Source organism: Streptomyces sp. SCSIO 75703, assembly GCF_036607905.1.
Classification (GTDB): Bacteria; Actinomycetota; Actinomycetes; order Streptomycetales; family Streptomycetaceae; genus Streptomyces.
Genome location: NZ_CP144555.1, coordinates 3,309,507 through 3,335,059 on the forward strand (window position 1 = coordinate 3,309,507; position 25,553 = coordinate 3,335,059).

Below are 25,553 nucleotides of genomic sequence, written 5' to 3' on the forward strand. Positions count from 1 at the left end.
AGTCATTTCCGGACTCCTCCATGCCAGGCCGCATAGCAGGCGTCGTGCGACCTCCCTCGTTCCGACCGCGGTGTCATAGCTATGGGGCAGGCTGATCCGGGCAGACACCGGCCTTTCATCCGCGGGGCCGGCGAGGAACCTTCCGGAGGGGGCACGGCATGCCGAAGGTCTCGAAGGGGCGGCGTGTGGGGCAGGCTGCCGTGAACGCGTTGCGCACCCTGCTTGAAGACCACGACCACATCGTGCAAGAGATATCCGGGCAGAACGACTTCGGAGAGGATTTTTACGTCACCTTCGCCGACGACGGACATCTCACGAGCGACACGATCAAGGTCCAGGTCAAGGGTGGGACTAGCTGGCGCCGAGGCAACGGCTATGCGGTGCCTGTCGACCAGCACGCTGACACCTGGGCGGACGGGAACATTCCTGTCTACTGCGTGGTGTACGACCCGGATACCAGACGACTGCACTGGGCGAACGCGACGCAACAGCTCCGACGGTCCGGTCCGCTGAATCCCCCCCGTTTCATCGGCGTCAGCCCAAACGCTGTGCTGAACGACGGCACTGTGCCGTTCTTCGCCGCTCAGGCCCGCCGTTACGTCGGACGTTACCGGGGTCGTCAGGCGGTCCTGACCCACCTGAGCGAGATGTCCGGAGTGGAGTTCGATTCGACGGACCACGTCCTGCACTTCGTCAACGGTTTCGACGAAGACCTCATCTTCTGGAAGCGCCCGGGGGACGCGCTGGCGACGCTACTGATGAGCGCGCAAGGCTGGGAACCGTACCTCGTCAGTCTGGAATCCCTGCTGCGCTCCGAGATGGCGCCGCCGGGAGGTGGAGACGGAGATGGCAGTGATTCCGGCAGTCAATGGGGCGACCCCGACCTGTCGACCGCCGAGGAACTGGAGCTGAACCGTGCCGAGATCATGTGGGTGGTCTCGTGCTTCGTCTCCAGTCGGGAGGCTGACGAACCCACTGAGTGCGAGGGATGCCTGAGTTGCACGGGCGAAGAGCCGGTGGAGCACGGCAGCATCGAGGCGGATGTTCTCCACGACTACGTCATCGCCCGCATCGTCGAGCGGGTCGAATCGGAGCCTGACCTGCTGAGACGGTCGATCCAGGCCATGCGCGAGGAAGCCGAACTCGATCCGGAGATCCTCAGCGAGCTCGGTCCACTCGAAGTCGATTCAAGCGCCGTGCGCCAAGTGAACAAGCTGAGCCGGGCCACGGTGACGAAGTCGACCGACATCCAACCGGAGGCATTCAGACTGGCCGTTCTCTATTTCATCCACTGCATATACATTGGTGGCCCCTTGCTTCCTCTCGACGAGCAAGTCCGCATCGTCTGGCGCGTGCCGGAGCCCGAGTCCGTGCCCTTCCGGGGGACTCGGAACAGTGACGGCTCGGCTACTCGCGTTTAATGCACCCCTGCCCGATGCCGACCACGCTCTCATGCAGCCCGATCCGAGCCGGTGGAGGAGATGCCCCCCAGCCGGCCTGCAGGCTGGGAAGGAGACCGCTGAGCCAGAGCCGAGTCCGGACGGCGAGCACCGCTTCCACAAGGCGTCGCGGCTCAGACCTTCTCGGCGCTCAGGCGCGGATGCCCGGCAGTGAGCAGCCTGATGTCTTCGAAGTCCGAAGTCAGAATCGTCACCCGGCCGGGATGCTGCAAGGCGGTCGCGCACAGCATGGCGTCGATGGCGTACTTGTGGCCGTGCAGCCCCGCTGCCCGTAGCAAGCCGGCAGCGGAGTGCGCAACGGCCTGGGTCACCGGCTCGACGGCCAGACGGGACAGGGTCCACTTCAGCGCGGCGTCGTTGATCTTCGGGTGGATCACCTCGACCAGCACAGCAGCTGACGTGACCACGGGCAGGTCCGCGTCGCGAGCCGCCGTCAGCCACTCGTGGATTTCCCGATCACGCTGTACGGCCTTCGCCAGGCCCTCGCTGTCCAGGACCAGGGCACCGCTCACGCAGCCGTCCCAGAGTTTGAAGCGTCGCCAGTCAGCCGGGCACGCTTGGCCGCCACGGCCTCGGGATCGGCCGGGCCGTGCACCTTGTCGAAGTCCGCGATCAGCTCGTCCAGATTGTCCCGCTCAATCTGCCGCTGGGCCGCCTTCTCCAGGTACGCCGAGACGCCCCGCTTGCCGACCCGCTCGCGGATGGCTTGCAGAGTTCCGGCGGTCAGGGTGACGGAGATACCACTGGTGGGGCCGTCGCCGGGTGGGAAGTCAACGTCTTCATCAGCCACACCTCGAGTATGCCATTGAAAATGGCATAGCGGGCGGCAAGTGCGCCACGAGGCTCAGACCGGGTGACAAAGCAACCCAGCGGCCGGAGGCACGTGGGTGCTATGCAGCCGCAACGCCCCTTCAGTAGCTGACATCCCCGCCGGGCGGACCGTGCGCAGTTGCCCCCTCAGTGGCGCCGGTCTCCCCCATTCCGGGATTCCGTGCCCTGCGCGTGCCCGTAAGGACGGAAAACCACGGTAAACAGCGGTGCGATCCGATCCACACGACCATCCCGACGACCAGATATCTGAGCTGGTCAGAGCCATAGAGCCCGCCCAAGCGCCGTCGCTTCCCAAGCTGAGAGCGCGAGTTCGATTCTCGTCACCCGCTCCACGCGAAACCCCCAGGTCAGTGACCCGGGGGTTCTTTGTTGTCCAGACCGGTCGGCGACGCGCGCACCACAACCGCGCGCCAATGGCCGGAGAACCGGCGGCCCGGCACCATGGCCGGCTCGAACGCCGGGCACGTCACCCCGCTCGGCTCGGCGCGCGAGCGCGCGCCCGGGTGCGGTGACCGCTCGCCGACCACTCAGCGCGGACGGTGACTGAGGAGATCACCCGGCTGACACTCCAGCACCTCGCAGATGCGGCTCAGGGTGGTGAACCGCACGGCTCTCGCCCTGCCGTTCTTGAGGATCGACAAATTCGCGTGGGTGACTCCGACCCGGCCGGCAAGCTCCGTCAGAGTCATCCCCCGCTCCGCGAGCAACTGGTCGAGATGGACCTCGATCGCGTGGTCCTGCTCCTCCTCGGACATCAGACTGTTCCTTCGAGGTCCTCGCGCATGGTGATGCCAAGGCGCATGATCCGGGCGAAGGAGAGGACACCGAGGCCGGCGAAGCCCGCCATGAAGGGAACGTCCCACGACAGCAGTCCGGAGACAGCACTGATGTCACTGTCGAGCCGCAGGGAGGCGAGGAGAGCCTTCTCAGCCATGGAGGTGGCAATCGCGGTGAGCACACTGCCTGCCAGCAGCCACCAACCCAGGCGGCGCAGCCGCTCCGCGGTCCGTGTGATGTAGAGGCCGTCGCGCGCCGCGCCCCGGATCAGCCGGAGAGCGAGCAGGAGCGCCCCGACGATGAAGACGAAGGGAACCAACTGGGTTGCGGCGTTGAGCAGGGCCTGGACCGTACTGGGAGCTTCAGTGCAGTACTCCGGGTGGGCGTCCACGCGGAAGCTGGCCCCCGGTGCGGGCCTGAAGGCCGGAATCGGCTGCTCGTCGACACCGATCGTCGTGGTGGTGTCCGTGACGCAGAAGGACTTGTCGCCGATGCCGAGAACGGACGCGTCGTCGGCGAACAGCGCCACGAGCAGCCCCATGCCCGTCAGTGTCGCGACCACCGTCAGTCCGGCCATGACCGCCGTCGATGTCGGCTCCAGAGGATTGCGGACCTTCGACACGACGCCCCTATATCGATTATCGATGCATCGAAAAACGATACAGAGCCTGCGTGGACTCGGCAAGGCAGATGGTCACATGCCGTCAGCTCTCCGGTGGCTCCTCCTTGTGGTGCGCACGAGGAGCCGGCCGGAAGGCGAGCCCTCAGCCCGGTGTTCCCGGCCGGCAGCGACCTCCGACCCGTACTCAAGGTGTGGTGAGCGGAGCGTGAGCCTCACGCGAGGCGAAGCAGCGGGGCCGTCGTTCGCCTGGAGCGCTTCTCCGCAGTGCATCCGTAGCCCGCCCCGGCCAGGGCGTGCCCTCAGCCGCCGGTGGAGCCGGCCTGCCGGCCGAGCAGCCTGCGTAGTCGTGGGGTGCCCAGCGCGACAGCCGTACCGGCGAGAAGCACGAAGGACCCCACCAGCAGGAAGTAGGCCGCCGGCGACAGTACCGCGGTCAGCCGGAAGAGCTGGCCGCCCACCACCACACCCACGGCACCGAACATGCCGTTCACCGCGAGCAGACGGCTGGTGCTGCCGGGAGGCGCGACCGTGGCGGCCAGCGCCAGACCGGCCGGGGCGAGTGCGATCTCGCCGCAGGAGTAGAGCAGGTAGACCAGCAGCAACCACTGGGGGCCCACCGGACCGTGCTCGGCGAGCCGGGCCGCCACGGCCATGAGTAGAAAGCTGAGCCCGGCGGCGACCAGCGCGCCCGCGAACTTGACGGACACGTCGACGCGCGGCCCGGCCCGCAGCCACAGCCGGGCGAAGAGCGGAGCGGCCAACAGGACGAGAAGCGGGTGCACCGACTGGAACCAACTGGCGGGGACCTCGAAGCCGAGCAGGTCCCGGTCGGTGTGCCGCTCGGCGAACAGGCTGAGCACCGATCCGCTCTGCGCGAAGATCATCCAGAATGCGGCAGAGGCGGCCATCAGCGCGGTGAACCCGGTCAGCCGCCGCTTGTGGACGGCTCCCAGCGCGTGGGTCCGGCGCAATGAACACAGGTACCAGAAGGGCAGGGTGACCGTGGTGAGGCCGAGGACGGCGAGCACCGCGGGGAGAGGCAGCAGCCCGCTCGCCGCCGGCAGGACCAGGAGCGCACCCACCGCCACGGTGGCCCAGGCGACGCGCCGGAGCGTGGCCGCGGCCTCGGGGCGTGGCAGCGGGCGGGGCGGACGCGCGCCCACGTCGCCGTACCGGTGCAGGCCCGCGGCGAACTGGATCAGCCCTGCCGTCATGCCGAGGGCAGCCGCCCCGAAACCGAGATGCCAGGCGACGCGCTCCGCCAGAAGCCCGGTGACCACGGGGGCGACGAGCGCGCTGGCCTGGATGCACATGTAGAAGAGCGAGAAGGCCGCCTCGCGCCGGCCCTGCCCGGCCCCGCTGACTCCCGCGACCATGGCCGCCATGGCGGGCTTGACCAGCCCTGTTCCCGCGACGACCAGCAGCAGTCCCGCGTAGAGCGTTGCCGTCACCGGTACCGCGAGTACCGCGTGGCCACAGGTGATGAGCACACCGCCGAGCAGCACGGCCCGGCGCGCGCCCAGCAGCCGGTCGGCGAGCCAGCCGCCCGGCAGGCCGGCCATGAAGGTGAGCGACATGTACGCGGCGAAGAGCGCGGTGGCCGGCTGCGGTGCCATGCCCAGGCCGCCGCGAGCCTCGGAAGCGGTCAGGTAGAGAACCAGGATCGCCGCCATGCCGAAGAAGCTGAACCGCTCCCACAGGTCGACCGCGAGCAGGGTGCCGAAGCCGGGGCCACGGCGGTTTCCCGCCGGTACCGCCACGACGGGTGCGGACAGCGGCCGTGCGTCCGGTGACGGAGTCGGGGAGGTGTCCACCGGGAGTCACCCGGCCGGTTTCAACGCCACTCCGGCCAGCATCGCGAGCCCCGGGTCGGGGGTCTCGGCCGGTTCGGGACGCCACAGCGGGGCCCGGACCACGCCGGGGTCCATCAACTCGAATCCCTCGAACAGCGCGGCGAGTTCCCGGTTGTCCCGCCATATCACCCGGCTCACGGCTCCCCGGTACTCCTCGGCCGCCTCCGGCGCTGCCCTCGGCACCTCCTCCGCGCCGGCGTGCGAGATCACCATGGCGCTGCCGGGAACCAGCCGCTCGGTGTACCGGCCCACCAGAGCGCGCGGGTCGTCGCCGTCCGGAACGAAGTGCAGTACGGCGGCGAGGATCAGTCCGACCGGACGGCCGAAGTCGATCAGCCCGCGGGTGTCCTCCGCTTCCAGGACCTCCTGGGACTTGTACAAGTCGCCCTGGAAGACCGTCGCTCTGGGTTCGTCGGCGAGCAGTGCCCGGCCGTGTGCGACGGCCACCGGGTCGATGTCGACGTAGACGACCTTGCTGTCCGGGTGGGCGGAGAGGGCGATGTCGTGCACGTTGCCGTCGGCAGGAATGCCGGAGCCGATGTCGAGGAACTGCCGTATGCCGAGCGCGGACAGTTCGCGTACCGCGCGGCGCAGAAAGGCCCGGTTGGCCCTGAGGGTGTCCGGGAGGCCGGGGTTGCCCGCCGCGACCTTGTCGGCGAGTTCCCGGTCCACCGCGAAGTGGTGGGTGCCGCCGATCCAGTGATCGTAGACCCGGGCGATGCTCGGGGTGGTGATGTCGACCTCCGGCGGCGCCCAGGCGGGGCGGTCCGTTTCGGTGTCCTGGCGTTTCACGGGGGTCTCCTCCGGTAGGGGGCGGATGGGGGCGGCCGTTACGCCGTGTGGACCGGGAGTTCTTCGAGGCCGCGCATCATCAGGCTGCTGCGCCAGCGCAGTCGGCCCGCGTCCGCGGCGAGTCGCAGTCCGGGAAGGCGCGTGAAGAGGCGGCTGAGGACGATCTGACCCTCCAGCCGGGCGAGCGGGGCGCCCAGGCAGTGGTGGATGCCGTGGCCGAAGGCGACCGAGGCGGTGTGAGCCCGGGTGATGTCCAGTCGGTCCGGCTCGGGGTAACGGGCGGGGTCGCGGCCGGCGGCGCCGAGTGAGATGGTCACGAACTCGCCCCCGGGGATGGTCACGGAGCCGACCTCGACCGGCTCGGTGGTGAACCGCCAGGTGGCGTTGGTGACCGGGCCGTCGTGGCGGAGGAACTCCTCGACGGCGGCGGGCCACAGCGACTCGTCCACCGCGAGTTGCTCCCGCGCCTCGGGGTGGGTGAGCAGGGCCAGGGTGCCGTTGCCGATGAGGTTGACCGTGGTCTCGTGTCCGGCCACGAGCAGCAGGAAGGCCATGGAGACCAGTTCGTCGGACGACAGACCGCCGTCGGTGTCCTTGGCGTGCACCAGGTCGGTGAGCATGTCGTCGGCCGGTTCGGCCCGCTTCGCCTCGAGCAGTGCCTTCAGGTACGTGATCATCGACACGGCGGCCTCGCGCACCTCGTCCGTGCCCGCGCCCGAGACGAGCAGGTTGGACCACCGGCGGAAGGCCGCCCGGTCGTCCGGGGGCACCCCGAGCAGCCAGCAGATGACCGTGAACGGCACCGGGAAGGCCAGCGCCTCCATCAGGTCCAGCCGCTCGTGCCGTGCCATGGCGTCCAGCAGTTCGTCGGTGAGCGCGGTGATGCGCGGTCGCAGGGACTCGACCCGGCGTGCGGTGAACGCCCGGCCGACGAGCCGGCGCAGCCGGGTGTGGTCCGGCGGGTCGCTGTCCAGCATGTGCACGCTGAGTACGTGCGGGAACTGGCTTCGCTCGCCCGACTCCGCGAGGAACTCCCGCCGTTTGTCCGGGTCGGTGAAGTTCTGCGGGATGAGGTCCCTGCCTACCCGCATGTCCTTGCTCAGCCGGGGGTCGGCGAGCAAGGCCCTGGCGTGCTCGTATCCGGTGACCAGCCAGGTGCGCAGGCCGTTCGGTGTCGTCACGGGCACGGCGGGCGCGGTCCGGCGCAGGCCGGCCAGCGCCTCGTGCGGGTTCTGGTGGAAGGCGGGGGTGAACAGGTCCATCGGCGCGGTGGTCTGCCGGGCTTTGGTACCTGCCATTGTCAGACTCCCTCCGTGACGTCGGCGGTTGCCCGGTCTCCCGTGTAGCCGGCGAGTTCCCGGTAGATCTCGAAGGGCCGGTCCCGGCCGGTGTCACGCAGCGGCCGCAGCGGGGCGGTCTGGTCCTTGTGTGCGGGGCCGCTCTCCCAGGCGCTGAACGCCTCCCAGTCCGACCAGCGGCTGACCACGACATAGGAGTGCGGGTCGCCCATGGCGTGCAGCAGCCTGTTGCCGAGCAGACCGGCGGTGCCCGCCATCCGGCGGCTGGACTCGTGGTACGCGGGCAGTACCAGGCCCGGGTCGTCGCTCAGGTGGTAGAGCACCACCTCGATGGCGCCGCCGGTCACGATGCGGCGCCGGACAGGGCGGCGACGACGTGCATGGTCGTCATGGAGCCGCCGGAGCGGTACGGGTGGAGCTTCCGGCGGTGCTCCAGGTGCCGGTGACTGGTCTCGAAGTCGCGGAACAGTGGTTCGTTCGTCCAGTCGCTGACGATGTAGTAGACGCCGTCCTCCTCGGTGCTGCGGGACAGCCACTGGCCGAGGTTGGCGGGGTGGGTGGTGACCGAGTCGCCGACCTCTAGCCACACCTTCTCGAAGTCGTTCTCCATGCCGGGCTTGATCTGCATCCGCAGCATGACCCGGAACACCTTCTCGTCGTGTTCGAGCACGTCAGATCCCCCCGTCGACGTTGAGGGTCTCGCCGGTGATGTACGCGGCGGCGTCGGAGAGCAGGAACAGCACCGGGCCCGCGACTTCCCCGACGGTGCCGAGGCGGGCGAGCGCGGTCTTGCGGGAGTAGGTGGCCCGCAGTCCGTCGGCGCGGTCGGGGGGCATGGTGGCGAGGGCCTCGGTCTCGACGACGCCGGGGGCGACCACGTTGACGCGGATGCCCTGCGGGCCGAGTTCCTTGGCGAGGGAGCGGGTCAGCCCGATCATCGCGGCTTTGGCGGCGGTGTAGTGGGCGCGCAGCGGGATACCCGCGGCGGCTCCGCGCGAGCCGATGTTGACCACCGAGGCGCCGGCGCCCAGCAACGGCAGCGCCTGCTGGGTGATCCGGTAGGCGGCGGTGAGGTTGGTGTCGAGGATCCGCGCCCACTCGTCCGCGGGCAGGTCGGCGAACGGGATGTGGCTGATCACGCCCGCGTTGTTGACGATCCCGTCGAGCCGGCCGAAGCGGTCCTCGGCCTCGCCGACGAGGCGGTCGGCCTCGGTGGTGTCGCCCACGTCCGCGCGGATCACGTGGTGGTCGCCGGCCGTCTCCTTCAACGCGGCGGTCAGGCTGTCGACGGCCTCGCTCTCCTGCCGGTAGCACGTGAGGACGTCGGCGCCTGCCCGCGCCGCGGCGAGGACGATGCCCCGGCCGATGCCCCGGGTGCCGCCGGTGACGAGCAGTTTCCTGCCGTGCAGTGCGATGTCCACTGGGATTCCCTCCATGGCTGGGCCGCGGCTCAGACGCAGCCGTCGACGTGGATGTTCTGGCCGGTGATGTAGCCGGCGCGGTCACTGATGAGGAACAGCACGGCCTGGGCGATGTCGTCGGGGGTTCCGAGCCGGCCGAGCGCGGTGAAGGAGGCAAAGGTGGCGCGCTGCCGTTCGGCCTCCTCGGTGGGGAGTTCGCCGAGCGCCTCGGTGGCGATGCGGCCGGGCGAGACCGTGTTGACGCGGATTCCGCGCGGTCCGAGTTCCCGGGCCAGCGAACGGGTCATGCCGACCAGCGCGGACTTGACGGCGGTGTAGTGGACGCCGCCGGCCATACCGATGAAGGCGACCGTGGACCCGATGTTGACCACCGAGGAGCCGGCGCCGAGCAGCGGCAGGGCGCGCTGGGTGACCAGGTGCGTGGCGGTGAGATTGTCCCGGAGGTTGGCGGCCCACTCGGCGTGTCCGAGGTCGGCGTAGGCCCGGGGCCGGAAGGCGGCGGCGTTGTTGACGACGGCGTCGAGTCCGCCGAGGCTCGCCTCGCACGCGGCGGCCAGCCGGTCCACATCCGTCTGCGCGGCGGCGTCGGCCCGCAGCACCTGATGCTTGCCGGGGGTGCCGGCCAGTTCCTCCTCCAGGGTGGCGACGGCCGGGCCCGGGGTGCGGTAACAGGTGACGATGTCGGCGCCGGCACGGGCCGCGGCGAGGACGATACCCCGCCCGATGCCGCGGCTGCCGCCGGTCACCAGTACGCGCTTTCCGCGCAGTTGCCGCCCGGCGCGGGCCGCGGTCTCCACCTTGGCCTTGATCAGCCGCATCTGGACCGGGGTGTTGCGGTTGAGTCTGGCCGTCATCCCGGTGTCGTCGACCGGAGCGCCGGGCTTCATCGCGAAGTCCTGGATCCAGCGCATCCGTACACCACCGGGCACCTCCTCGTACTCCCAGCGGATGTTCATGTAGGCGAAGACACCGGTCTCGACACGGCGGGCCACGACGGTGCGGGTGGCCGGGTCGGCGGTGCGCTCGGAGACCCAGCTCCAGACCGTGCCGTTCTCGTCCGGGTGCAGGGCAAGGCGGAAGGTGACGGTGTCACCTTCCTTGCCGAGGATCTCGGCGGAGGCGTACTCGCTGAAGAGCTTGGGCCAGGCGGCGACATCGTTGGTCATCCGCCACACCAGGTCCATCGGTGCCTCGACGACGATCGCGTTGTCGGTGTGTCCAGCCATCAGACGCGGGCCTTCCTGATCCGGTCATGGACATAGGAGACGGCCTCGAGAGGTGTCTGGGTGTGTGTGAGGTCGCCGTCGGGGATCCGGATGCCGTGCTCGCGCTCGACGCGGTTGACGAGTTCCAACAGGGCCAGCGAGTCGTAGCCGAGGTCGGCGAACGCGGTGTCGGCGAAGTGCTCGCCGTCCAGATCGGTTTCTTCGTCGACGCCGGCGCTCGCGCGCAGGATCCGCCGGATGTCGTCGAGGGTGAACTCCGCCATGGGGAGCCGCCTTTCGTACGTCGTGGATGGTGGGCCGGTCACCTGGGGCGGGCGTCGTGAGCGCCGGCGCCGAGGATCAGTGCGGAGGTGAAGCCGCCGTGGCCCCGGGCCAGGACCATGGCCGTGCGGGGGTCGGTCCGGCGGGGGCGGTCGAGTACGAGGTCGATGTCGCAGCCGGGGGCCGGCCGGCCGAGCCCCGCGGTGTGCGGGATCACGCCGGCGCTCAGGCTGAGCAGCGCGGTCGCCGCGTCCAGTGCGGCGCCACCCGCGTACAGGCGCCCCGTGAGGGTCTTCGGCGCGGTCACCGGTACGCCGCCAGGGCCGAAGACCTCGGTGATGGCGCGGGCCTCGGCGAGGTCCTCGGCGAGGGTTCCGGCGGCATCGGCGAAGACCACGTCGACGTCGCCGGGGGCGAGCGAGGCGTCGGCGAGGGCCCGCCGGACGACGGCGGCCAGCACGGAGTGCCGCGCGGCGCCGTCGTGCGCCGCTGCATCGAACCCGGCTGCGTAGCCCAGTAGTTCGCCGTACGCCGGGACCCCGCGGGCGCGTGCCGTGCCCGCATTCTCGACGACGAGCATGGCGCCGCCCTCCCCCGGGACGAAGCCGGACGCGGCCGTGTCGAAGGGCAGGTAGGCACGGGCGGGATCGTCCTCGGTGGACAGTCGCCCGGTGGACAACTGCGCCACCAGGCCGTACGGGCACAACGAGGCGTCGGTGCCGCCGCTGAGCACGAGCCGGGAGCCGGTGTCCAGCAGTCGCCGGGACTGGCCGAGGGCGTCGAGGCCGCCGGCCTGTTCGCCGCAGATGACCCCGCAGGGGCCGCGCATGCCGTGCCGGATGGAGATCTGGCCGGTGGTGGCCGCGTAGAACCAGGCGATGGACTGGTAGGCGCCGACCCAGGGGGAGCCCTTCTGGTAGAGGTTCTCCATCTCGTGCTGTCCGAACTCGGTGCCGCCCGAGGAACTGGCCGTCACCACCGCCATCTCGTACTCCGGAAGGGTCGCCGGGTCGGCTGCGGCGTCGAGGAGGGCGGCCTCCGCGGCGGCCAGCGCGAAGTGGGTGAAGCGGTCGGTCTGCGGGACGAGCCGTCCCGGCACGTGCTCGCCGGCCTGGAATCCGGGTACCTCGCCCGCCACGTGGACGGGGTACCCGGTCGGGTCGAAGCGGGTGATCCGGGCGAGGCCGCTCTTTCCGGCGAGCACCGACTCCCAGTGCCGGGCGGCGCCGATCCCGGTGGGCGCGACCACCCCGATCCCGGTGACCACGGACCGGCCGCGACGGCCGGGACGTATGCCGGAAGCACTCATGCCGCCTCCCCGCGGCCGGGGACCGGCCGGCCCAGGACCATCGCGGTCTGGAAGCCGCCGAACCCACTGCCGACACTCAGCACCCGGTTCATCCGGTGTTCCCGGGCCGTCACCGGCACGTAGTCGAGGTCGCACTCGGGATCGGGCGTGGACAGGTTGGCCGTCGGCGGGACGACCTGGTGGCGCAGGGCCAGTGCGCAGGCGGCGATCTCCAGGGAGCCGATGGCACCGAGCGAGTGCCCGATCATCGACTTGATGGAGCTGACCGGCACCTCGTAGGCACGCTGTCCGAGGCTGCGCTTGAACGCGGCGGTCTCGTGCCGGTCGTTCTGCTGGGTGCCCGAGCCGTGCGCGTTGATGTAGTCGATGTCGCCGGGGGCGAGCCGCGCCCGGCCGAGGGCGACCCGGACGGCCTCCGCCATCTCCCGGCCGTCGGGCTTGAGTCCGGTCATGTGGAAGGCGTTGCTGCGCCCGGCGAAACCGAGAATCTCGGCGTACACGGTGGCGCCGCGGTGCCTGGCCGACTCCAGTTCCTCGATCACCATGACGGCGGAACCCTCGCCCAGGACGAAGCCGTCCCGCCGTCCGTCGAAGGGGCGCGAGGCGTGTTCGGGATCGTCGTTGTTGGCGGTGGTGGCCTTGATGGCGTCGAAGCAGGCGGAAGTGATCGGTGACAACGGGGCGTCGGTCGCGCCGGCGAGCACGACGTCGGCCGTGCCCTCCTCGATGAGCTGGACGCCGTGTCCGATGGCGTCCAGGCCCGAGGTGCAGCCGGTGGAGATCAGCGCGACCGGCCCCTCGGCGCCGGCCTGCCGGGCCACTTCGACGGCGAGGGTGCTGGGCACCATGTAGCCGTACAGGTGGGGAACGCCGTAGCTGTGGTCGACCAGCCAGTCGCGGCCGCCGTCGGAGAGGACCGCGTACTCCTCCTCCAGGCCCATCGTGCAGCCGACGGCGCTGCCGATGCTGACGGCGACCCGCTCCGGGGCGGTGCCGGGCAGTTCGACGCCGCTGTCGGCGACGGCCTCGCGGGCGGCGACGACCGCGAACTGGCCCGCCCGGTCCATCCGGCGTGCCTCCTGGGGGGTGAGCCCGGCGGCGAGCGGGTCGAAGTCGCACTCTGCGGCGACCTGGGAACGGAACCCGGCCGGGTCGAACAGGCTGATGCGGCGGGTGGCAGTGCGGCCGGTGGTGAGCAGCTCCCAGTAGGCGTCCCGGCCGGTTCCGCCGGGTGCGACGGCACCCACCCCGGTGATCACGGCGCGTCGGTGCGGCGCCGTCATCGGGGCGCTCCCACGTCGGGGTTGTCCGCGGACGCGTCGCGTGGCTGCTCGGTGTCGACGTGGCCCAGCTCCGGGCGCGGTGCGAGCGGCGCGAGGTGGAAGACCGCCTCGGCCGGCCCGGTCCCGCTGTTGACCAGGCGGTGGCGGACTCCGATGGGCACCAGCAGCGAGTCGCCGGGGCCGAGTTCGACCGGGGTGCCGCCGCTCAGCGTCATTTCGAGGCGGCCCCGGATCACATGCAGGAACTCCTCGGAGTACGGGTGGTAGTGCTCGGTGACATGGTGTCCGGCGGCCAGTCGGAGCACTCCGCCGAAGCCGGACGTGCAGCCCACGGTCCTGGGGCTGAGGGTGACCCGGATGTCGCCGCCCCGCCTGGTGTTGGCGGGGACCTCGTTCGCCGAGACCTTGGTGGTGGCGGCGCTCATCGGGTACCGCCCAGGTTCGCCGAGCGCGGGGCGCCGGTCCGCGGGCCCTGCTGGGGCGTCCATGAGTAGAAGGGGACCGCCATGGCGTCCCTGGGCTCGCGCCACTCGGGGTCGTAGGGCGAGATGAATTGCCCGAGCCGGGTGTTGATCTCCTCGTAGAGCGGGTGGCTGCGCGCCTTGTACAGGTTCGGCGCGATGTCCTGGTCGGCTTCCACCAGATGGAAGTACAGGTCGTGGAACGCGAACAGGGTCCGCCTCGACACCCCCACCAGGTGCGGCAGTTCGGTGCTGTCCGAATCGGCGAAGACCTGCGCGACGCCCTCGGCGTCGGCGAGATCCATCCTCGCCACGATCAGCGTTCGGTGCACGATGTCCTCCCGGCTTGTCGGTTCTGCGTTCACCCTGGTGGGCCTGGGTCGAGGCGCTCTGGAGGGCGCCTGGAGAACCGCTGGCGGCCCCCGTTGCGGCAGGCTGGGGTCAGCACTGCGGCCCGCCGCACCCGGGGTGCGGCGGGCCGTGGAGGGCTGTGCTAACGGTGGACGTCCGCCTTCATCAGGGTGACGCCGTCGCCGTCGCCGACGTCACCGGCCCCGGCCGTCCGGCCGTTCGTGCAGCCCATGGAGGTGCCCCGCAGCAGGAGGATCAGGGCCTGCCGGGTGAGCCGGGGCACGGAGTACAGAGGCTCACCGTCCGGTGTCAGGTGTTCCTGGACGAGGTGGACGTCGACGAGGTATTCGAGGAGCGTCTCGGCGTCACCGATGCCGGGCCCCAGCCGTGCCACCACCTCGGCGAGGCTCCAGTGAGGGCGCTCGCGCTGGAGCAGCAGGTGCAGGAGTTGCCGGGAGCGGGCGGGCAGGTGCCGGTGGCTGGCAGCCACCGTGGTCATGAAGGACTGTGTGCCGTCGGGGAGTTCGAGCAGCGTCCGGTGGTTGCCGCGCAGCCGCAGTGCCAGCCGGGCCGCTGACCAGCCGGGCCGGGCGGTGAGCCGACCGGCCACCGCCCTGATCGCCAGGGGAAGTCCTTCGCACATCCCCATCAGCTCCTGCACCGCCACGGGGTCCTCCTGCCGTGAGCGCTCCCCGGCGACCCTGTCGTAGAGCTGGAGGGACTCTTTGGAGGACAGGGCGGGGAGCACGATCTTGCGGCCGCTGGAGAGGCTGTGCGCCCGATAGCGGTTGGTGGCGATCACCGCACAGCCTGATCCGCCCGGCAGGACGGCACGGATCTGAGAGGCGGTGAGCGCGTCGTCGACCACGACCAGCACCCGGCGGTCGGCGGTCCAGGTGCGGAAGAGCCGGCTGAGCTCGTCGAGCCCGGCGGGCTGGGCCCGGCGCTGGATGCCGCAGGCGGTGAGACAGGCCGACAGCACGTCGGCGAGTTGTCGGGAGCCCTCGCCGACGGCGGACAGGTCGATGAAGAGCTGCCCGTCGGGAAAGCGCGGGCGCAGCCGGTGCGCGGCTCGGACGGCGAAGGCGCTCTTGCCGACGCCGGGCGGGCCGTGCACCTCCACGACCCGCATGCCGGAGCTGGACCGGTCCGCGCCCAGGAACGTCTCCAGTTGCCCCAGTTCCCGTTCCCGTCCGACGAAGTCACCCACGTCGGCGGGGAGCTGGGCCGGGCCCGGCACGAGCGCGCGCGTCCCGGGCCCGGCCTCGGTCTTGGCCGGCGCCGGACCCCTGAGGTGGCCGCGGTCCGCAAGCACCTCCTGGTGCAGCCGCTGCAACTGCGCCGAGGGCTCCAGTCCGAGTTCCTCCACGAGATGGCTGCGCAGGGTACGGAAGGCGTTCAGGGCGTCGGGGCGGCGCCCGCAACGGTGCAGGGCCCGCATGAACTGCCCGGCGAACGCCTCGTGGGTGGGGTGGCCGCGGAAGGCTTCCGCCAGCTCGTCCAGCACGGCCTGGTGACGGCCGAGTTCCAGCTCTAAGGAGAAACGTTGCTCCTGGACGCTCTTCCGGCGTTCCTCCAGTTGGGTCGACCAAGCCGACAGCCGGCGTCCGGTGCTGACGTCGACCAGCGCCCCGCCGTGCCACAGGGAAAGGGCCGACTTGAGGGTCTCCGCCGCCTCCTGCGGAGCGCCGGTACGGAGCTGTGCCATGCCCTGTTCGGCGAGCCGGTCGAAGCGGTAGGCGTCCACCGACCGCTTGTCGTCCAGCCGCAGTTCGTACCCGCCCACTCGGGTCAGGATGGCGGGGCTGCCGTGCGGTGGGCGGGATCCGAAAGGCGCGCCGTGCTGTTCGGTGGCCAACAGCAGCCTCCGGCGCAGTTGATAAATGTAGGTTTGCAGGGTGGTCAGCGCACTGAGCGGGGGATGGTCCTCCCACAACTCCTCGCACAGTTGGTCCACGCTGACCAGTGAGTTGACATTGAGCACCAGCAGGGCCAGCACTTGACGCAGTTTGGGGGCCGACGGTGTGACGTCCTCCCCGTTCCTTCGTATTCGCATGGAGCCCAGCAGGCCGATCTCTATCACTGCATTCCCCCTGAGTTGGCCGCACTATGTGGTGAAGGCTGTCGTCTGCTCACCTTCCTGCGTCACTCATTTCCAAGCGAAACACTTTCCGCGGGCGGCAACTCCAGAAATTGCCTCGCCTTTACCCGTGAAATCGGTTCACCGAAAAGAAGTTGAATCCGACAAAACCCTGCGGCCACCGTCGGCGGGGTGTCGAGTTTCCACTCCAGCCGAATGCCGCATTCCCCTGACCCTTGCCCACGCATCCTATGCCAGCGGACATATGGATGACAAGATGCACATTTATGTGGATCGTGTAGCCTCCGGGCAGCCTCACAGACTCAGCTCGACCCGGTACTCCTCCAGCCAGGTGTTCAACCGCAGCACCATCTCCATGCTCGCCCGCTCCACCCACGCGAAGGCACCGCTGGGAGCCGCCGCCGCACCCAGCGTCACCCGGGTCGCCTCGGTGTCCAGCAGCGGGGCGACCGGTGCCGACGGGTCCCCGGCCACGTCCCCGAAGCGCTGCCGCACGAACTCGCCGTACGCCGCCTCCTGCACCGTCGGATAGGCACTCTTCGGCCGCTTGAGCACCGGCTCCGGCAGCAGATCGGCGACAGCGGCGCGCAGCAGGCTCTTCTCCTGGCCGTTCACGCGCTTCATCGCGGCCGGCACGTTGTAGACGTACTCCACCAGCGCCCGGTCGCAGAACGGCGGACGCAGTTGCACCCCGTGCGCCATGCTCATCCGGTCGGCACGGTCCAGGTGGGTCGGGGCCCACCTGGTCAGTGCCAGATAGGTGACCTCGCGTGCCCTGCGCTCGGCGGCACTCTCCCCGGAGACCCGCGGAACCTCGGTGAGGGCGTCGCGGTAGTGCTGGTCGGCGTACTCCATGAAATCCAACTCCCCGCGAAGGGTGCGGTCGACCAGCGAGCAGCCCAACCCGCCGGCGGCGGCGTCGTGGCCCCGTTCGAAGGAGACCCAGGGGAAGGTGGTGGAATTGCTGTGCGCCGGGTCGTACGCCCAGAAGAAGCCGTTGAACACCTCGTCGGCGGTCTCCCCGGAGAGCACGGCCGTGATCCCCGATCCGCGCAGTGCCTCGAAGAACAGCAGCAGCGAGACATCCATGTCACCGAGCGGCGAGGGTGCGTCCTGACTGCGCAGGGCGGCGGCGTGGGTCCGCGGGTCGGCGAGCGCCGACGTCCGCAGCAGGATCTCCGTGTGCTCGGTGCCGATGTGCTCCGCGGCGAGGGCCGCGTAAGGGGCGTCGGGGGTGGCGCGCATGGTCGGGTGCGGCTCGAAGTTCTGTGCGTATCCGGTGAAGTTCACCGAGAACGACTTCAGCCCGCCCCCCGCCGCGCGCCGCTCCCGGGAGGCGAGCGCGGTCAGCGCGCTGGAGTCGATCCCGCCCGAGAGCATCGCGCCGACCGGCACATCCGCGCGCAGATGCGCTGCCACCGCGTCCGACAGCAGCCTGCGTACGGTGGCGACCGTGGTCTCCAGGCCGTCGGTGTGCGGACGCGCGGGCAGCGACCAGTAACGCCGGTGTCCGGTGCCAGGAGCCCGCACGGTCATCGCGTGGCCGGGAAGTACCTCGCGCACGCCCCGGAACACCCCGGTGCCCGGCTTGCGGCTGTGCGCGAACAGCTCCCGCAGCCCGTCGGCGTCGACCACCGGTCGCACCGAGGGGTGCGCCAGGAGGGCCTTGGGCTCCGAGCCGAAGACCACCCCGGCCGGGGTCAGGAAGTAGCACAGCGGTTTTACCCCCAACCGGTCCCGGACCAGCAGGAGTTCCTGCCGTCGTACGTCCCACACGGCCAGGGCGAACAGCCCCTCCAGCCGTTCGGGGAACGAGGGGCCCCACTCCAGGTAGGCGTGCAGCGCCACCTCGGCATCGCCGTACGTCGCGAATCGGTGTCCCTTGGCGGCCAGCGCACTGCGCAGCTCCAGGTGGTTGGTGATGCTCCCGTCCAGGGTCAGCACGGCCACCGGGCTTCCGGACTCCGAATCCACGAGGGCCGGCTGGACCGCGTGTCCGGGGTCCAGCAGGGCGAGCCGCCGGTGGGCCAGCGCGGCATGCCCCTCGACCCACTCACCGGCCCCGTCGGGGCCACGGTGCGCGAGTGCCTCCGCCATCGCCCGTACGGTAGGCGCCTCCGGTGTCAGGTCCCGCTCGAAGTCCACCCAGCCGGCGATTCCGCTCATCGTCGTGCCCTCTCGTTCGCTGCGTCTGATGACGGTGCTTCGTTCCCCTCCGGGGCGCGGGCGGCGGGGCTGACCTCCACCAGGGAGAGCCCGTCCCGGACGACGGCGTCCCGGAAAGCGCCGAGTCCGGGCGTTCCCTCGCCGCGCACCGCGATGCCGAGCCGGCGTGGGGCCGTGTCCCCGTAGCGGCGGTACAACTCCAGATAGCCACGCGCGGTCCGCTCAGCGTCGTCGACCAGCGCGAACCGCACCGGTCGCCGCTCCCCCCGCCAGGTCAGCTCGCCCGCCGAGCCGCCGGCGAAGTTGTGTCGCCAGCCGCTGCCGGTCGCCACCACCAGCGCGCCGCCGAGGGTGTGCACACCGGCGGGCACGGTGTACGGCCGCCCGCTGCGCCGTCCTGTGAAGTGCAGCAGTACGAGCCGCTCGGCCGCCGGACCGGGCTCGGGGCGGGCCAGCAACTCCTTCATCCGGGCGTCGGCCGCGTCCCGTTCCGCCCCTTGCGGCAGATCACGTACGACTACGGGGGTCATGACCACACCACCGCGGCTGCCGTCAGTACACAGCCCGCGATCGCGAGGCAGGTGCGCACCAGGTGCCAGTCGCGCCAGGCCGGCCGCGGGTCGCGCCAGCCGGGTCCCAGGTCCTCGGGCCGGGTCCGCTTGACCGTCCGGTTGATCGGTACGTTCCGGGTCTGCGACACGACGGCCACCCCCGCCATGCAGAGGGCGGCGGCCACGAACAGAAGCCGGGGACCGCCCGACACCCGTACCGCGAGCCCCGCGTCCACGGCGGTGGAACCGGTGACGACGAACGGCATGATCCGGTCGTAGCGCCTGCCGAGCAGGATGTGCGTGGACACGTACCGCTCCGGTGTCATCGCGGTCAGCGCGGGCATCACGCTCACCGCGACCGCGAAGAGCACGCCCGCCACCAGGCCGGTGCCCGTCAGCACCAGCACACTCAATGCTTCCACCACCGCTTCCGCCTCCTTCGAGTCCTGCGCCGCGCCTCGGGCCCGGAACAGGACGAACCTGTCAGCCGCTCCTCGCACGACACTCGAATCCGTCTGGGAGCGCGCCTCCCCGCGCGGGTTCCGTTCGCCCGCGCCGCGATCCCGGTTCGAGGCTCCGGGTGTTGCATCGGGCCGCCGAAACCGAACACATCCCCAGACCTTCGAGGAGCCGGTATGGCGGACGAGACGACCGAAGTACTCATCGTGGGCGGCAGCATGGTGGGCCTTGCCCAGGCCCTGTTCCTCGCGCGCCAGGGCATCCGTGCACTGCTGGTGGAGCGGCACGCGGAGATCTCGGCGCACCCCCGGGCGCAGGCGGCGAGCCCGCGGACCATGGAGTTGCTGCGCGCGCTCGGCCTGGAGGACGCGGTGCGGGCCCGGGAGAACCCGCACGCCCAGTACGGCGACATCCTGCAGGCCGAATCGCTCGCCGGGCCCGAACTGGGGCGCTTCGCCGGCCCGTTCCGGCACGACCCGGACGAGGTGGGTACGACGGGCTGGACCCTGATCGGGCAGGACCGTCTCGAACCCGTGCTGCGGGAGCGGGCGGAGCAACTCGGCGCGGACATCCGCTTCGCCACCGAGCTGACGGGGTTCACCCAGGACGCGGACGGAGTCACGGCCGTCCTGCGCGGCCCGGGCAACGGCTGCGAGCGGACCGTGCGGGCACGGTACCTGGTCGCGGCCGACGGCTCACGGGCGGCTATCCGTACCTCGCTCGGCATCGGTCACCACGGACCGGGCGTGTTCGGCAGGCAGATGAACATCGTCTTCCATGCCCACCTCGACCCCTACGTCGCGGGGCGCGCCTTCTTCCTCTGCTTCGTCAGCAACCCGGCCGTCAAGGGCGTACTCGGCAAACTCGGTGGCGCGGACTCCGACCGCTGGGTGCTCGCACCGAGCCTGCCGCCCGGGGCCGACCACCGCTCCTACGGCACCGAGGACTGCGTGGACCTGGTGCGGGCCGCCGCGGGGGTGCCCGGTCTCCGGGTAACGGTGGAGTCCGCGACGAGCTGGGAGATCGCCGCGTGGGTCGCGGACCGGTTCCGCTCCGGCCGGGTGCTGCTCGCCGGTGACTGTGCGCATGTGATGCCGCCCACGGGAGGGTTCGGCGGCAACCTGGGGATCCAGGACGCGCACAACCTGGCATGGAAGCTCGCGCGGGTGCTGCGTGGGCAGGCGGGTCCCGGGCTGCTGGACACCTACGAACAGGAGCGGGCGCCGGTCGCGGAGTTCACCGTCGACCAAGGCGTCATCCGCTACCTCCAGCGCAGTGGCCTCGACGAGGCGGCAGCGGCCCGGCACCGTCCCGAGACCACGGTGCTGTTCGGCCACGTGTACCGGTCCGGCGCCCTCGTCAACGAGGACGACGACGACACCTCGGTGGTCGAGGACCCGACCGCCCCCAGTGGCCGCCCCGGCACCCGGGCCCCCCATCTCCCCCTGGTCCGCCAGGGCAAGGAGACTGCCCTGCACGACCTCCTCGACGGTGGTTTCTGGCTCCTCGCCGGCCCGGACGGCGCCGGCTGGCAAGAGCCGGCGGCCGCCCTCGGCCTGCCCTTCCACCGCGTCGGCGCACGGGAGCCGGCCGGGGTCGTCGAGCGCTTCCTCACCCGCTACGGCGTCCAGGACACCGGCGCGGTCCTGCTCCGCCCGGACGGCTTCATCGCCTGGCGCGGCACCGGCCTGCCGCAGAACCCCGCCGAGTCCCTGACGGCCGCTCTCGACACGGTCCTGCACCGCACGGCCCCCGCGCGGGACCGGCCGTAGGTTCCGGACCCGCCCACACCACGGCCGCGGTGCTCCGGGAAGGAACACCGCGGCCGTGCGGTGCGGGGGCGCTACGCCCGGTCCAGGATCGCCCGCAGGGCCGCGATCGCCCTGCGGCCGGACTGTCCGCTGCGCCCTGCGGTCGTACGCCAGCCGACGAACCCGTCGGGCCGAACCAGAACCGCCCCGCCGGCCGGCAGGCCGTACCGGCTGCGGAAGGTCCCGTCCCGGTCACGGAAGCCGGTGCCGGGTCCGATGCGGACGGCCTTCAGGCCGACACCGAGGCGCGCGGCCTCCTGCTCCACCGCCCCGGTCCACCGCCCCGCCGCCTCGTCCACCAGCAGCGTGAACCCGTCGCCGTACAGGTCGATGACGGACATCGGCCCCTCGGGAGCGTCGATCCGGACGTGCGGGGCCCGTGCGCCGGGCCGTGCGCCGGGATGCGCGGGGTCCTCCACGATCGAGTCGGGTGCCCCCTCCTCCTCGGCGAAGGCCCCGGAGCGGTAGCAGTACCCGAACGTCATGGTCGTCTCGTCCAGCAGATCGCCGGCGACCTCCTGATACCGCTTGCCCTCCCGCACCGCGAACCGCAGCATCGCCTGCCGGACGGTCTCCTCGGCCACCGGCCGCCGTTCGGTGTCGTAGCTCTCCAGCAGCCCGGGGCCGGCCGTGCCGGACAGCACCAGGGCCAGCTTCCAGGCCAGGTTGTACACGTCCTGGATGCCGGTGCTGGCGCCGAACGCCCCGGTGGGCGGCATCACGTGGGCGGCGTCACCGGCGACGAACACCCGGCCGGTCGCGAAGGTGTCCGCCACACGTGCGGAGATGTCCCAGGCGGGCATGTCCACCGACTCGATCTTCAGCGGCAGATCGGGCACCCCGACCGCGGCCCGCACCAGTGCGCCGCAGCGCTCCTCGGTGAAGTCCTCCGCGCGCTGGCCCCTCTCGGGGAAGAAGGAGACGTTGATGACCCAGCGGCGGTCGTTGTCGATGGGGATGATCGTGCCGCGTACCTCGGGGTTGTTGACGTAGGCCGCGATGATCCGACGGCCGCGCAGCGCCTCGGTCAGGTCGGCTTCGAAGAAGAAGCTGACGAGGTCGGTGAGGGTGCCCCGGCCGTGCGCCCCGATGCCCAGCATCGCTCGCAGTGGGCTGCGACTGCCGTCCGCCGCGATGACGTAGTCGGCCCGAATCCGCGAACTCGCCCCGGTGGCCAGGTCGGTGGTGCCGACCAGCACCCCTTCCGCATCCTCGCGCAGCGTGTCGACCCGGGTGGCGAAGCGGACGTCCGCACCAGCCTCGGCAGCCCGTTCCCGCAGGATCGGCTCCAGTTGGTTCTGGTCGATCAGCGTCCACTGGGTGGGGCTGATCCGGCCGATGTCCTCCGGGGAGGCGCTGGGCATCCGCAGACGTTCCCGGCCGGCGAGGCTCTCGACGTGCACCAGGTCGCTGTTGCCCGAGATGGGGGAACGCCCGGCACGTACCCGCTCCTCCATGCCGACCGCACGGTACAGCTCCATCGTCCGCGGGTTGATGGCTCGGGCCTTGGGGTGAGTGGAGGTGTCGGCGTGACGCTCCACCAGGGTGGCGGAGACGCCGTGATGCGCGAGGAAGAGGGCCGCGGACAGTCCGGTCAGCCCGCCGCCGACGATGAGCACTGGGGTCCGGTGCGTCTTCACGCTGCCTCCTTGTGGGCGGTGACCAGGGTGTGGGTGCCGAGCAGGGGCTGTGCGTCGTCGTCGGTGAAGCCGGCCCCGCGCAGCCAGGCCCGGCAGTCGGCGGCCCGGTACTCGGAGCCGTCGGGACTGACCAGCCGCATGTGCAGGCTGCTGAGCAGCCGCTCCGGGTCGCTGCGGTCGTCGTCGATCATCCGGTCGTAGACGAGGACCGTGCCGCCCGGCCGCACCGCCTCGAACACCCGGCCGATCAGCTCGCGCCGTCGGGCGGTGTCGAAGCCGTGCAGGATGTGGCCGAGGACGACGACGTCGGTCCGCGGGATCGGATCGGTGAAGAAGTCCCCGCCGGCGAAGGCGACCCGTTCGGCCAGGCCGAGGCCGCCGATGTGCTCGGTGAACAGCGGCCGTGTCCGCTCCAGGTCGAAGCAGGTCGCCCGCAGATGCGGATAGGCCCGCACCAGGACGGCCGCGAGGTTGCCGCGCGCGCCGCCGAGGTCGACGAACGAGGAGCGCCGGGTCCAGTCGAGGCACCGGGCGAGTTCGGCACCCATCCGGTCGCTGTACGCGTCGAGGCCGGCCAGGAACCGCTTCATCCTGGCGGGGTCCTCGTGCCGGTCCCCGACGAAGCCGCCTTTGTCCGCGTCGAGGTGTTGGGGTTCGCCCGAGCGCAGCGCCTCGGTGAGCCGGCCCCAGGTGCCGTACAGCGTCTCGTTGGTCAGCTCGACGAAGCCGCCGAGGTACGTGGAGGAATCCGGGACCAGGTAGGCCCGTGCCAGCGGGGAGTTCCGGTAGCGGCCCCCCGTGCGCTCCAGCAGACCGAGCCCGACCAGTGCGTCCAGGAAGTCCGGGGCCATCCGGTGGTGGATGCCGGTGCGCCGGGCCACCTCGGCGGCGTCGGCGGGGTCTCCCGCGAGCACGCCGAACACTCCGAGGGTCACGGCGCTGTGCAGCACCTTCGCGGCACAGTCGGCGATGGTCAGCCGGATCAGTGGTCCGGGGTCGACCGCCGGGGCCGTCTGCGGGTCTTCGGTCGTTGTCACGCGAGCCTCCTGCTCTGCCGCTGCCTGTCGATCGGCCTGCGTTGTACGGCTGTGCAGTGCCGACGATGCTCGCGCGCCGTCGATTCGGACTCGAAGGGCGCTGAAGGCCGCCCGGGCGCGGGGAGGCGCAAGACGTGCCTGAGCCGCCCTCCCCCTGTGCGGAAGGGCGGCTCACGTACGGCAGGTGAGGCGGGTCAGTTGTCGACGGCCTCCGTCTCGTGGTCCCTGTGCTCCTGGTGCTCCTGGTGCTCCTCGCCGCGCAGGGGGAGGTTCTTCATCGTCAGGGCGGCCAGCAGCCCGAGGAGGAGGACCGGTACGGCGGTGAGGAACACGGGCGTGAGCGCGGCGGCGTACGACTGCTCCACCGCGTTGCGCACCGGCTCGGTGAGCCGGTCCAGGGTCTCGGTCGAGTTCAGCGCGTCGGTGTCGATGCCGCGCAGCGCGTCGGCGGGCGTCCGCTCGGCGATCTCCTCGGTGAGCCTGCTGTAGAAGATCGAGGCGAACAGGGAGATGCCCACGGTGGTGCCCAGTTGCCGGGCGAAGGACACCGTCGCGTGTACCGCGCCGATGTCGTGGCGGGGCGCGGTGTTCTGCGCGGCCATGGTGAGCACCTGCATGTTCAGGCCGGCGGCGACGCCGAAGACCAGCATGAAGCCGATGACCACGGCACGGGAGGTACCGGCGTCCATGGTGGCCAGCAGCAGCGCGCCCACGACGCCGATGGCCATGCTGAGCACGGGGTACCACTTGTAGCGCCCCGTCTTGGTGATCGCGACGCCGCTGACGACCGAGGAGGCGACCAGGCCGAACATCATGGGCAGCAGCACCACACCGGACATGGTGGGACTGGCACCGGTCACCACCTGGATGTAGATCGCCAGGAAGTTGACCGAGCCGAGGAAGACGATGCCCGCCGCGACGCTCACCAGCACGCTCACGCTGAAGGTGGAGTCGCGGAAGAGGTGCAGCGGGATGACGGGTTCGGCGGCCCGGCGTTCGGCGGCGACGAAGGCCACGGCGAGCAGCACCGCGCCTGCCGCGAGGCCGAGGATGCGCCAGTCCAGCCACGCGTACTTCACTCCGCCCCAGCTCGCGGCCAGGGTGAGCGCGACGATCGCGGCGCTGAGCAGGACGAAGCCCGGGTAGTCGATGCGCGCCGGGCGGTCGGTACGCGGCAGGTGCAGAGAGGCGGAGACCAGGACGAGGATCACGATGCCCACGGGCAGGTTGATCAGGAAGACCCAGTGCCAGCCGAGCAGGTCGGTGAGCACGCCGCCGACGGCGGGGCCGGCCAGCGCGGCGAGCGCGAAGACGATGCCGAAGAGGTTGAAGTACCTGGCGGCCTCACGTGGGTTGAACAGTTCTCCGATGATGGCGAGCACCGAGACGAAGAGGCCGCCGGCGCCGATGCCCTGCACGGTGCGGAACAGGATGAGCTGCTCCATGGACTGGGCGGCGCCGCTCAGCGCGGAGCCGACGAGGAAGACCACGACCGCGAACAGGAAGATCTTCTTCCGGCCGAAGAGATCGCCCAGTTTCCCGTAGACGGGCGTGGTGACGCCGGCGGCGATGATGTACGCGGTCGTCACCCAGGAGAACACGTCGAGACCGCCGAGGTCCCCGACGATGCGGGGCAGCGCGGTGGCCACGATCTGGGAGTCCAGCATGGCCAGGAAGACGGCCAGCAGGCAGGCGGCGATGACGGGTTGGATCCGGGTCCGGGACGGGGGGCCGACGGCGGTGAGCGGGCTGTCGGTCCCCGTGGTGCGGGAGGGCACGGTGATTCGCCTTTCGGGCTGGAGTGAGTGCCATCCCCGTCCCGCCGGCCGTGTACGGCCGGCGT

25 protein-coding genes and 1 pseudogene are annotated in these 25,553 nt (G+C 70.9%); 2 read left to right on the top strand and 24 right to left on the bottom strand.

Translation table 11 applies throughout. The features are described from left to right. Window positions 1-158 precede the first annotated feature (158 nt). Entirely contained in the window at window positions 159-1,421 is a 1,263-nt protein-coding gene (locus VM636_RS14375) for a DUF4365 domain-containing protein (protein ID WP_053912970.1), read from the top strand. 152 nt (window positions 1,422-1,573) lie between these two features. On the opposite strand, the gene VM636_RS14380 is transcribed toward VM636_RS14375, so the two are convergent. The 21 genes and pseudogenes from VM636_RS14380 to VM636_RS14480 form a co-directional block, all read right to left on the bottom strand. Then, entirely contained in the window at window positions 1,574-1,972 is a 399-nt protein-coding gene (locus VM636_RS14380) for a PIN domain-containing protein (RefSeq protein ID WP_030420236.1), read from the bottom strand. Then, window positions 1,969-2,250: a hypothetical protein gene (locus VM636_RS14385; RefSeq protein WP_030420237.1), complete on the bottom strand. Its 282-nt coding sequence runs from the start codon at window positions 2,248-2,250 to the stop codon at window positions 1,969-1,971. The genes VM636_RS14380 and VM636_RS14385 overlap by 4 nt, the downstream gene beginning before the upstream one ends. A gap of 568 nt (window positions 2,251-2,818) precedes the next feature. Continuing rightward, the gene (locus tag VM636_RS14390) at window positions 2,819-3,046 is read right to left on the bottom strand and encodes a helix-turn-helix transcriptional regulator (RefSeq protein ID WP_030420238.1); all 228 of its coding nucleotides are present in this window, start codon (window positions 3,044-3,046) and stop codon (window positions 2,819-2,821) included. After that, entirely contained in the window at window positions 3,046-3,690 is a 645-nt protein-coding gene (locus VM636_RS14395; protein WP_159042095.1) for a DUF2975 domain-containing protein, read from the bottom strand. Before VM636_RS14395 ends, VM636_RS14390 begins: the two co-directional genes overlap by 1 nt. 299 nt (window positions 3,691-3,989) lie before the next feature. Then, complete coding sequence (locus VM636_RS14400) at window positions 3,990-5,450, bottom strand: oligopeptide:H+ symporter (protein ID WP_159042096.1); 1,461 nt, start codon at window positions 5,448-5,450, stop codon at window positions 3,990-3,992. 60 nt (window positions 5,451-5,510) lie between these two features. Further along, on the bottom strand, window positions 5,511-6,335 hold the full coding sequence (locus VM636_RS14405) for an SAM-dependent methyltransferase (RefSeq protein ID WP_053912972.1): 825 nt from the start codon (window positions 6,333-6,335) through the stop codon (window positions 5,511-5,513). A 38-nt stretch (window positions 6,336-6,373) separates the two neighbouring features. Next, window positions 6,374-7,633 carry a cytochrome P450 gene (locus VM636_RS14410; RefSeq protein WP_053912973.1) on the bottom strand — a complete coding sequence of 420 codons (1,260 nt, stop codon included), beginning with the start codon at window positions 7,631-7,633 and terminating at the stop codon, window positions 6,374-6,376. Between the two features lie 2 nt (window positions 7,634-7,635). Beyond that, window positions 7,636-7,980, bottom strand: a complete 345-nt coding sequence (locus VM636_RS14415) for an antibiotic biosynthesis monooxygenase family protein (protein ID WP_053912974.1) — start codon at window positions 7,978-7,980, stop codon at window positions 7,636-7,638. Then, window positions 7,977-8,270 (bottom strand): antibiotic biosynthesis monooxygenase family protein, encoded by a 294-nt coding sequence (locus tag VM636_RS14420; RefSeq protein ID WP_030420244.1) that lies wholly within the window; start codon window positions 8,268-8,270, stop codon window positions 7,977-7,979. Before VM636_RS14420 ends, VM636_RS14415 begins: the two co-directional genes overlap by 4 nt. Before the next feature lie 34 nt (window positions 8,271-8,304). Next, entirely contained in the window at window positions 8,305-9,054 is a 750-nt protein-coding gene (locus VM636_RS14425) for an SDR family oxidoreductase (protein ID WP_030420245.1), read from the bottom strand. Between the two features lie 29 nt (window positions 9,055-9,083). After that, window positions 9,084-9,851, bottom strand: coding sequence for an SDR family oxidoreductase (locus tag VM636_RS14430; RefSeq protein WP_037858159.1), 768 nt, complete (start codon window positions 9,849-9,851; stop codon window positions 9,084-9,086). After that, window positions 9,834-10,280 (bottom strand): annotated as a pseudogene (locus VM636_RS14435) (SRPBCC family protein); the annotation flags it as partial. The gene VM636_RS14430 and the pseudogene VM636_RS14435, both read right to left, overlap by 18 nt. After that, window positions 10,280-10,543, bottom strand: coding sequence for an acyl carrier protein (locus tag VM636_RS14440; protein ID WP_030420247.1), 264 nt, complete (start codon window positions 10,541-10,543; stop codon window positions 10,280-10,282). The gene VM636_RS14440 and the pseudogene VM636_RS14435, both read right to left, overlap by 1 nt. Window positions 10,544-10,581: 38 nt before the next feature. Then, entirely contained in the window at window positions 10,582-11,850 is a 1,269-nt protein-coding gene (locus VM636_RS14445; protein ID WP_030420248.1) for a ketosynthase chain-length factor, read from the bottom strand. Next, window positions 11,847-13,133, bottom strand: a complete 1,287-nt coding sequence (locus VM636_RS14450) for a beta-ketoacyl-[acyl-carrier-protein] synthase family protein (RefSeq protein ID WP_338484704.1) — start codon at window positions 13,131-13,133, stop codon at window positions 11,847-11,849. Before VM636_RS14450 ends, VM636_RS14445 begins: the two co-directional genes overlap by 4 nt. After that, complete coding sequence (locus VM636_RS14455) at window positions 13,130-13,558, bottom strand: cupin domain-containing protein (RefSeq protein WP_030420250.1); 429 nt, start codon at window positions 13,556-13,558, stop codon at window positions 13,130-13,132. Before VM636_RS14455 ends, VM636_RS14450 begins: the two co-directional genes overlap by 4 nt. Next, window positions 13,555-13,926, bottom strand: a complete 372-nt coding sequence (locus tag VM636_RS14460) for a TcmI family type II polyketide cyclase (protein ID WP_030420251.1) — start codon at window positions 13,924-13,926, stop codon at window positions 13,555-13,557. Before VM636_RS14460 ends, VM636_RS14455 begins: the two co-directional genes overlap by 4 nt. Window positions 13,927-14,087: 161 nt before the next feature. After that, window positions 14,088-16,028 carry an AfsR/SARP family transcriptional regulator gene (locus tag VM636_RS14465; RefSeq protein ID WP_078855909.1) on the bottom strand — a complete coding sequence of 647 codons (1,941 nt, stop codon included), beginning with the start codon at window positions 16,026-16,028 and terminating at the stop codon, window positions 14,088-14,090. A 312-nt stretch (window positions 16,029-16,340) separates the two neighbouring features. Continuing rightward, on the bottom strand, window positions 16,341-18,212 hold the full coding sequence (gene asnB, locus VM636_RS14470) for an asparagine synthase (glutamine-hydrolyzing) (RefSeq protein WP_030420253.1): 1,872 nt from the start codon (window positions 18,210-18,212) through the stop codon (window positions 16,341-16,343). Beyond that, window positions 18,209-18,742, bottom strand: coding sequence for a hypothetical protein (locus tag VM636_RS14475; RefSeq protein WP_158786426.1), 534 nt, complete (start codon window positions 18,740-18,742; stop codon window positions 18,209-18,211). Before VM636_RS14475 ends, asnB begins: the two co-directional genes overlap by 4 nt. After that, entirely contained in the window at window positions 18,739-19,263 is a 525-nt protein-coding gene (locus VM636_RS14480) for a DUF1772 domain-containing protein (RefSeq protein WP_338484707.1), read from the bottom strand. The genes VM636_RS14475 and VM636_RS14480 overlap by 4 nt, the downstream gene beginning before the upstream one ends. Window positions 19,264-19,398: 135 nt before the next feature. Between VM636_RS14480 and VM636_RS14485 the strand changes: the two genes are divergently transcribed. Next, window positions 19,399-20,994 (top strand): FAD-dependent monooxygenase, encoded by a 1,596-nt coding sequence (locus tag VM636_RS14485; protein ID WP_338484709.1) that lies wholly within the window; start codon window positions 19,399-19,401, stop codon window positions 20,992-20,994. A 71-nt stretch (window positions 20,995-21,065) separates the two neighbouring features. Here the strand turns inward: VM636_RS14485 and VM636_RS14490 are convergent, their stop codons facing one another. From VM636_RS14490 to VM636_RS14500, 3 genes are all read right to left on the bottom strand, one after another. Beyond that, window positions 21,066-22,673, bottom strand: coding sequence for an FAD-dependent oxidoreductase (locus tag VM636_RS14490; protein WP_030420257.1), 1,608 nt, complete (start codon window positions 22,671-22,673; stop codon window positions 21,066-21,068). Continuing rightward, complete coding sequence (locus VM636_RS14495) at window positions 22,670-23,710, bottom strand: methyltransferase (protein WP_051821317.1); 1,041 nt, start codon at window positions 23,708-23,710, stop codon at window positions 22,670-22,672. The genes VM636_RS14490 and VM636_RS14495 overlap by 4 nt, the downstream gene beginning before the upstream one ends. A gap of 194 nt (window positions 23,711-23,904) precedes the next feature. Continuing rightward, window positions 23,905-25,488: an MDR family MFS transporter gene (locus tag VM636_RS14500; RefSeq protein WP_051821318.1), complete on the bottom strand. Its 1,584-nt coding sequence runs from the start codon at window positions 25,486-25,488 to the stop codon at window positions 23,905-23,907. Window positions 25,489-25,553 lie beyond the last annotated feature (65 nt).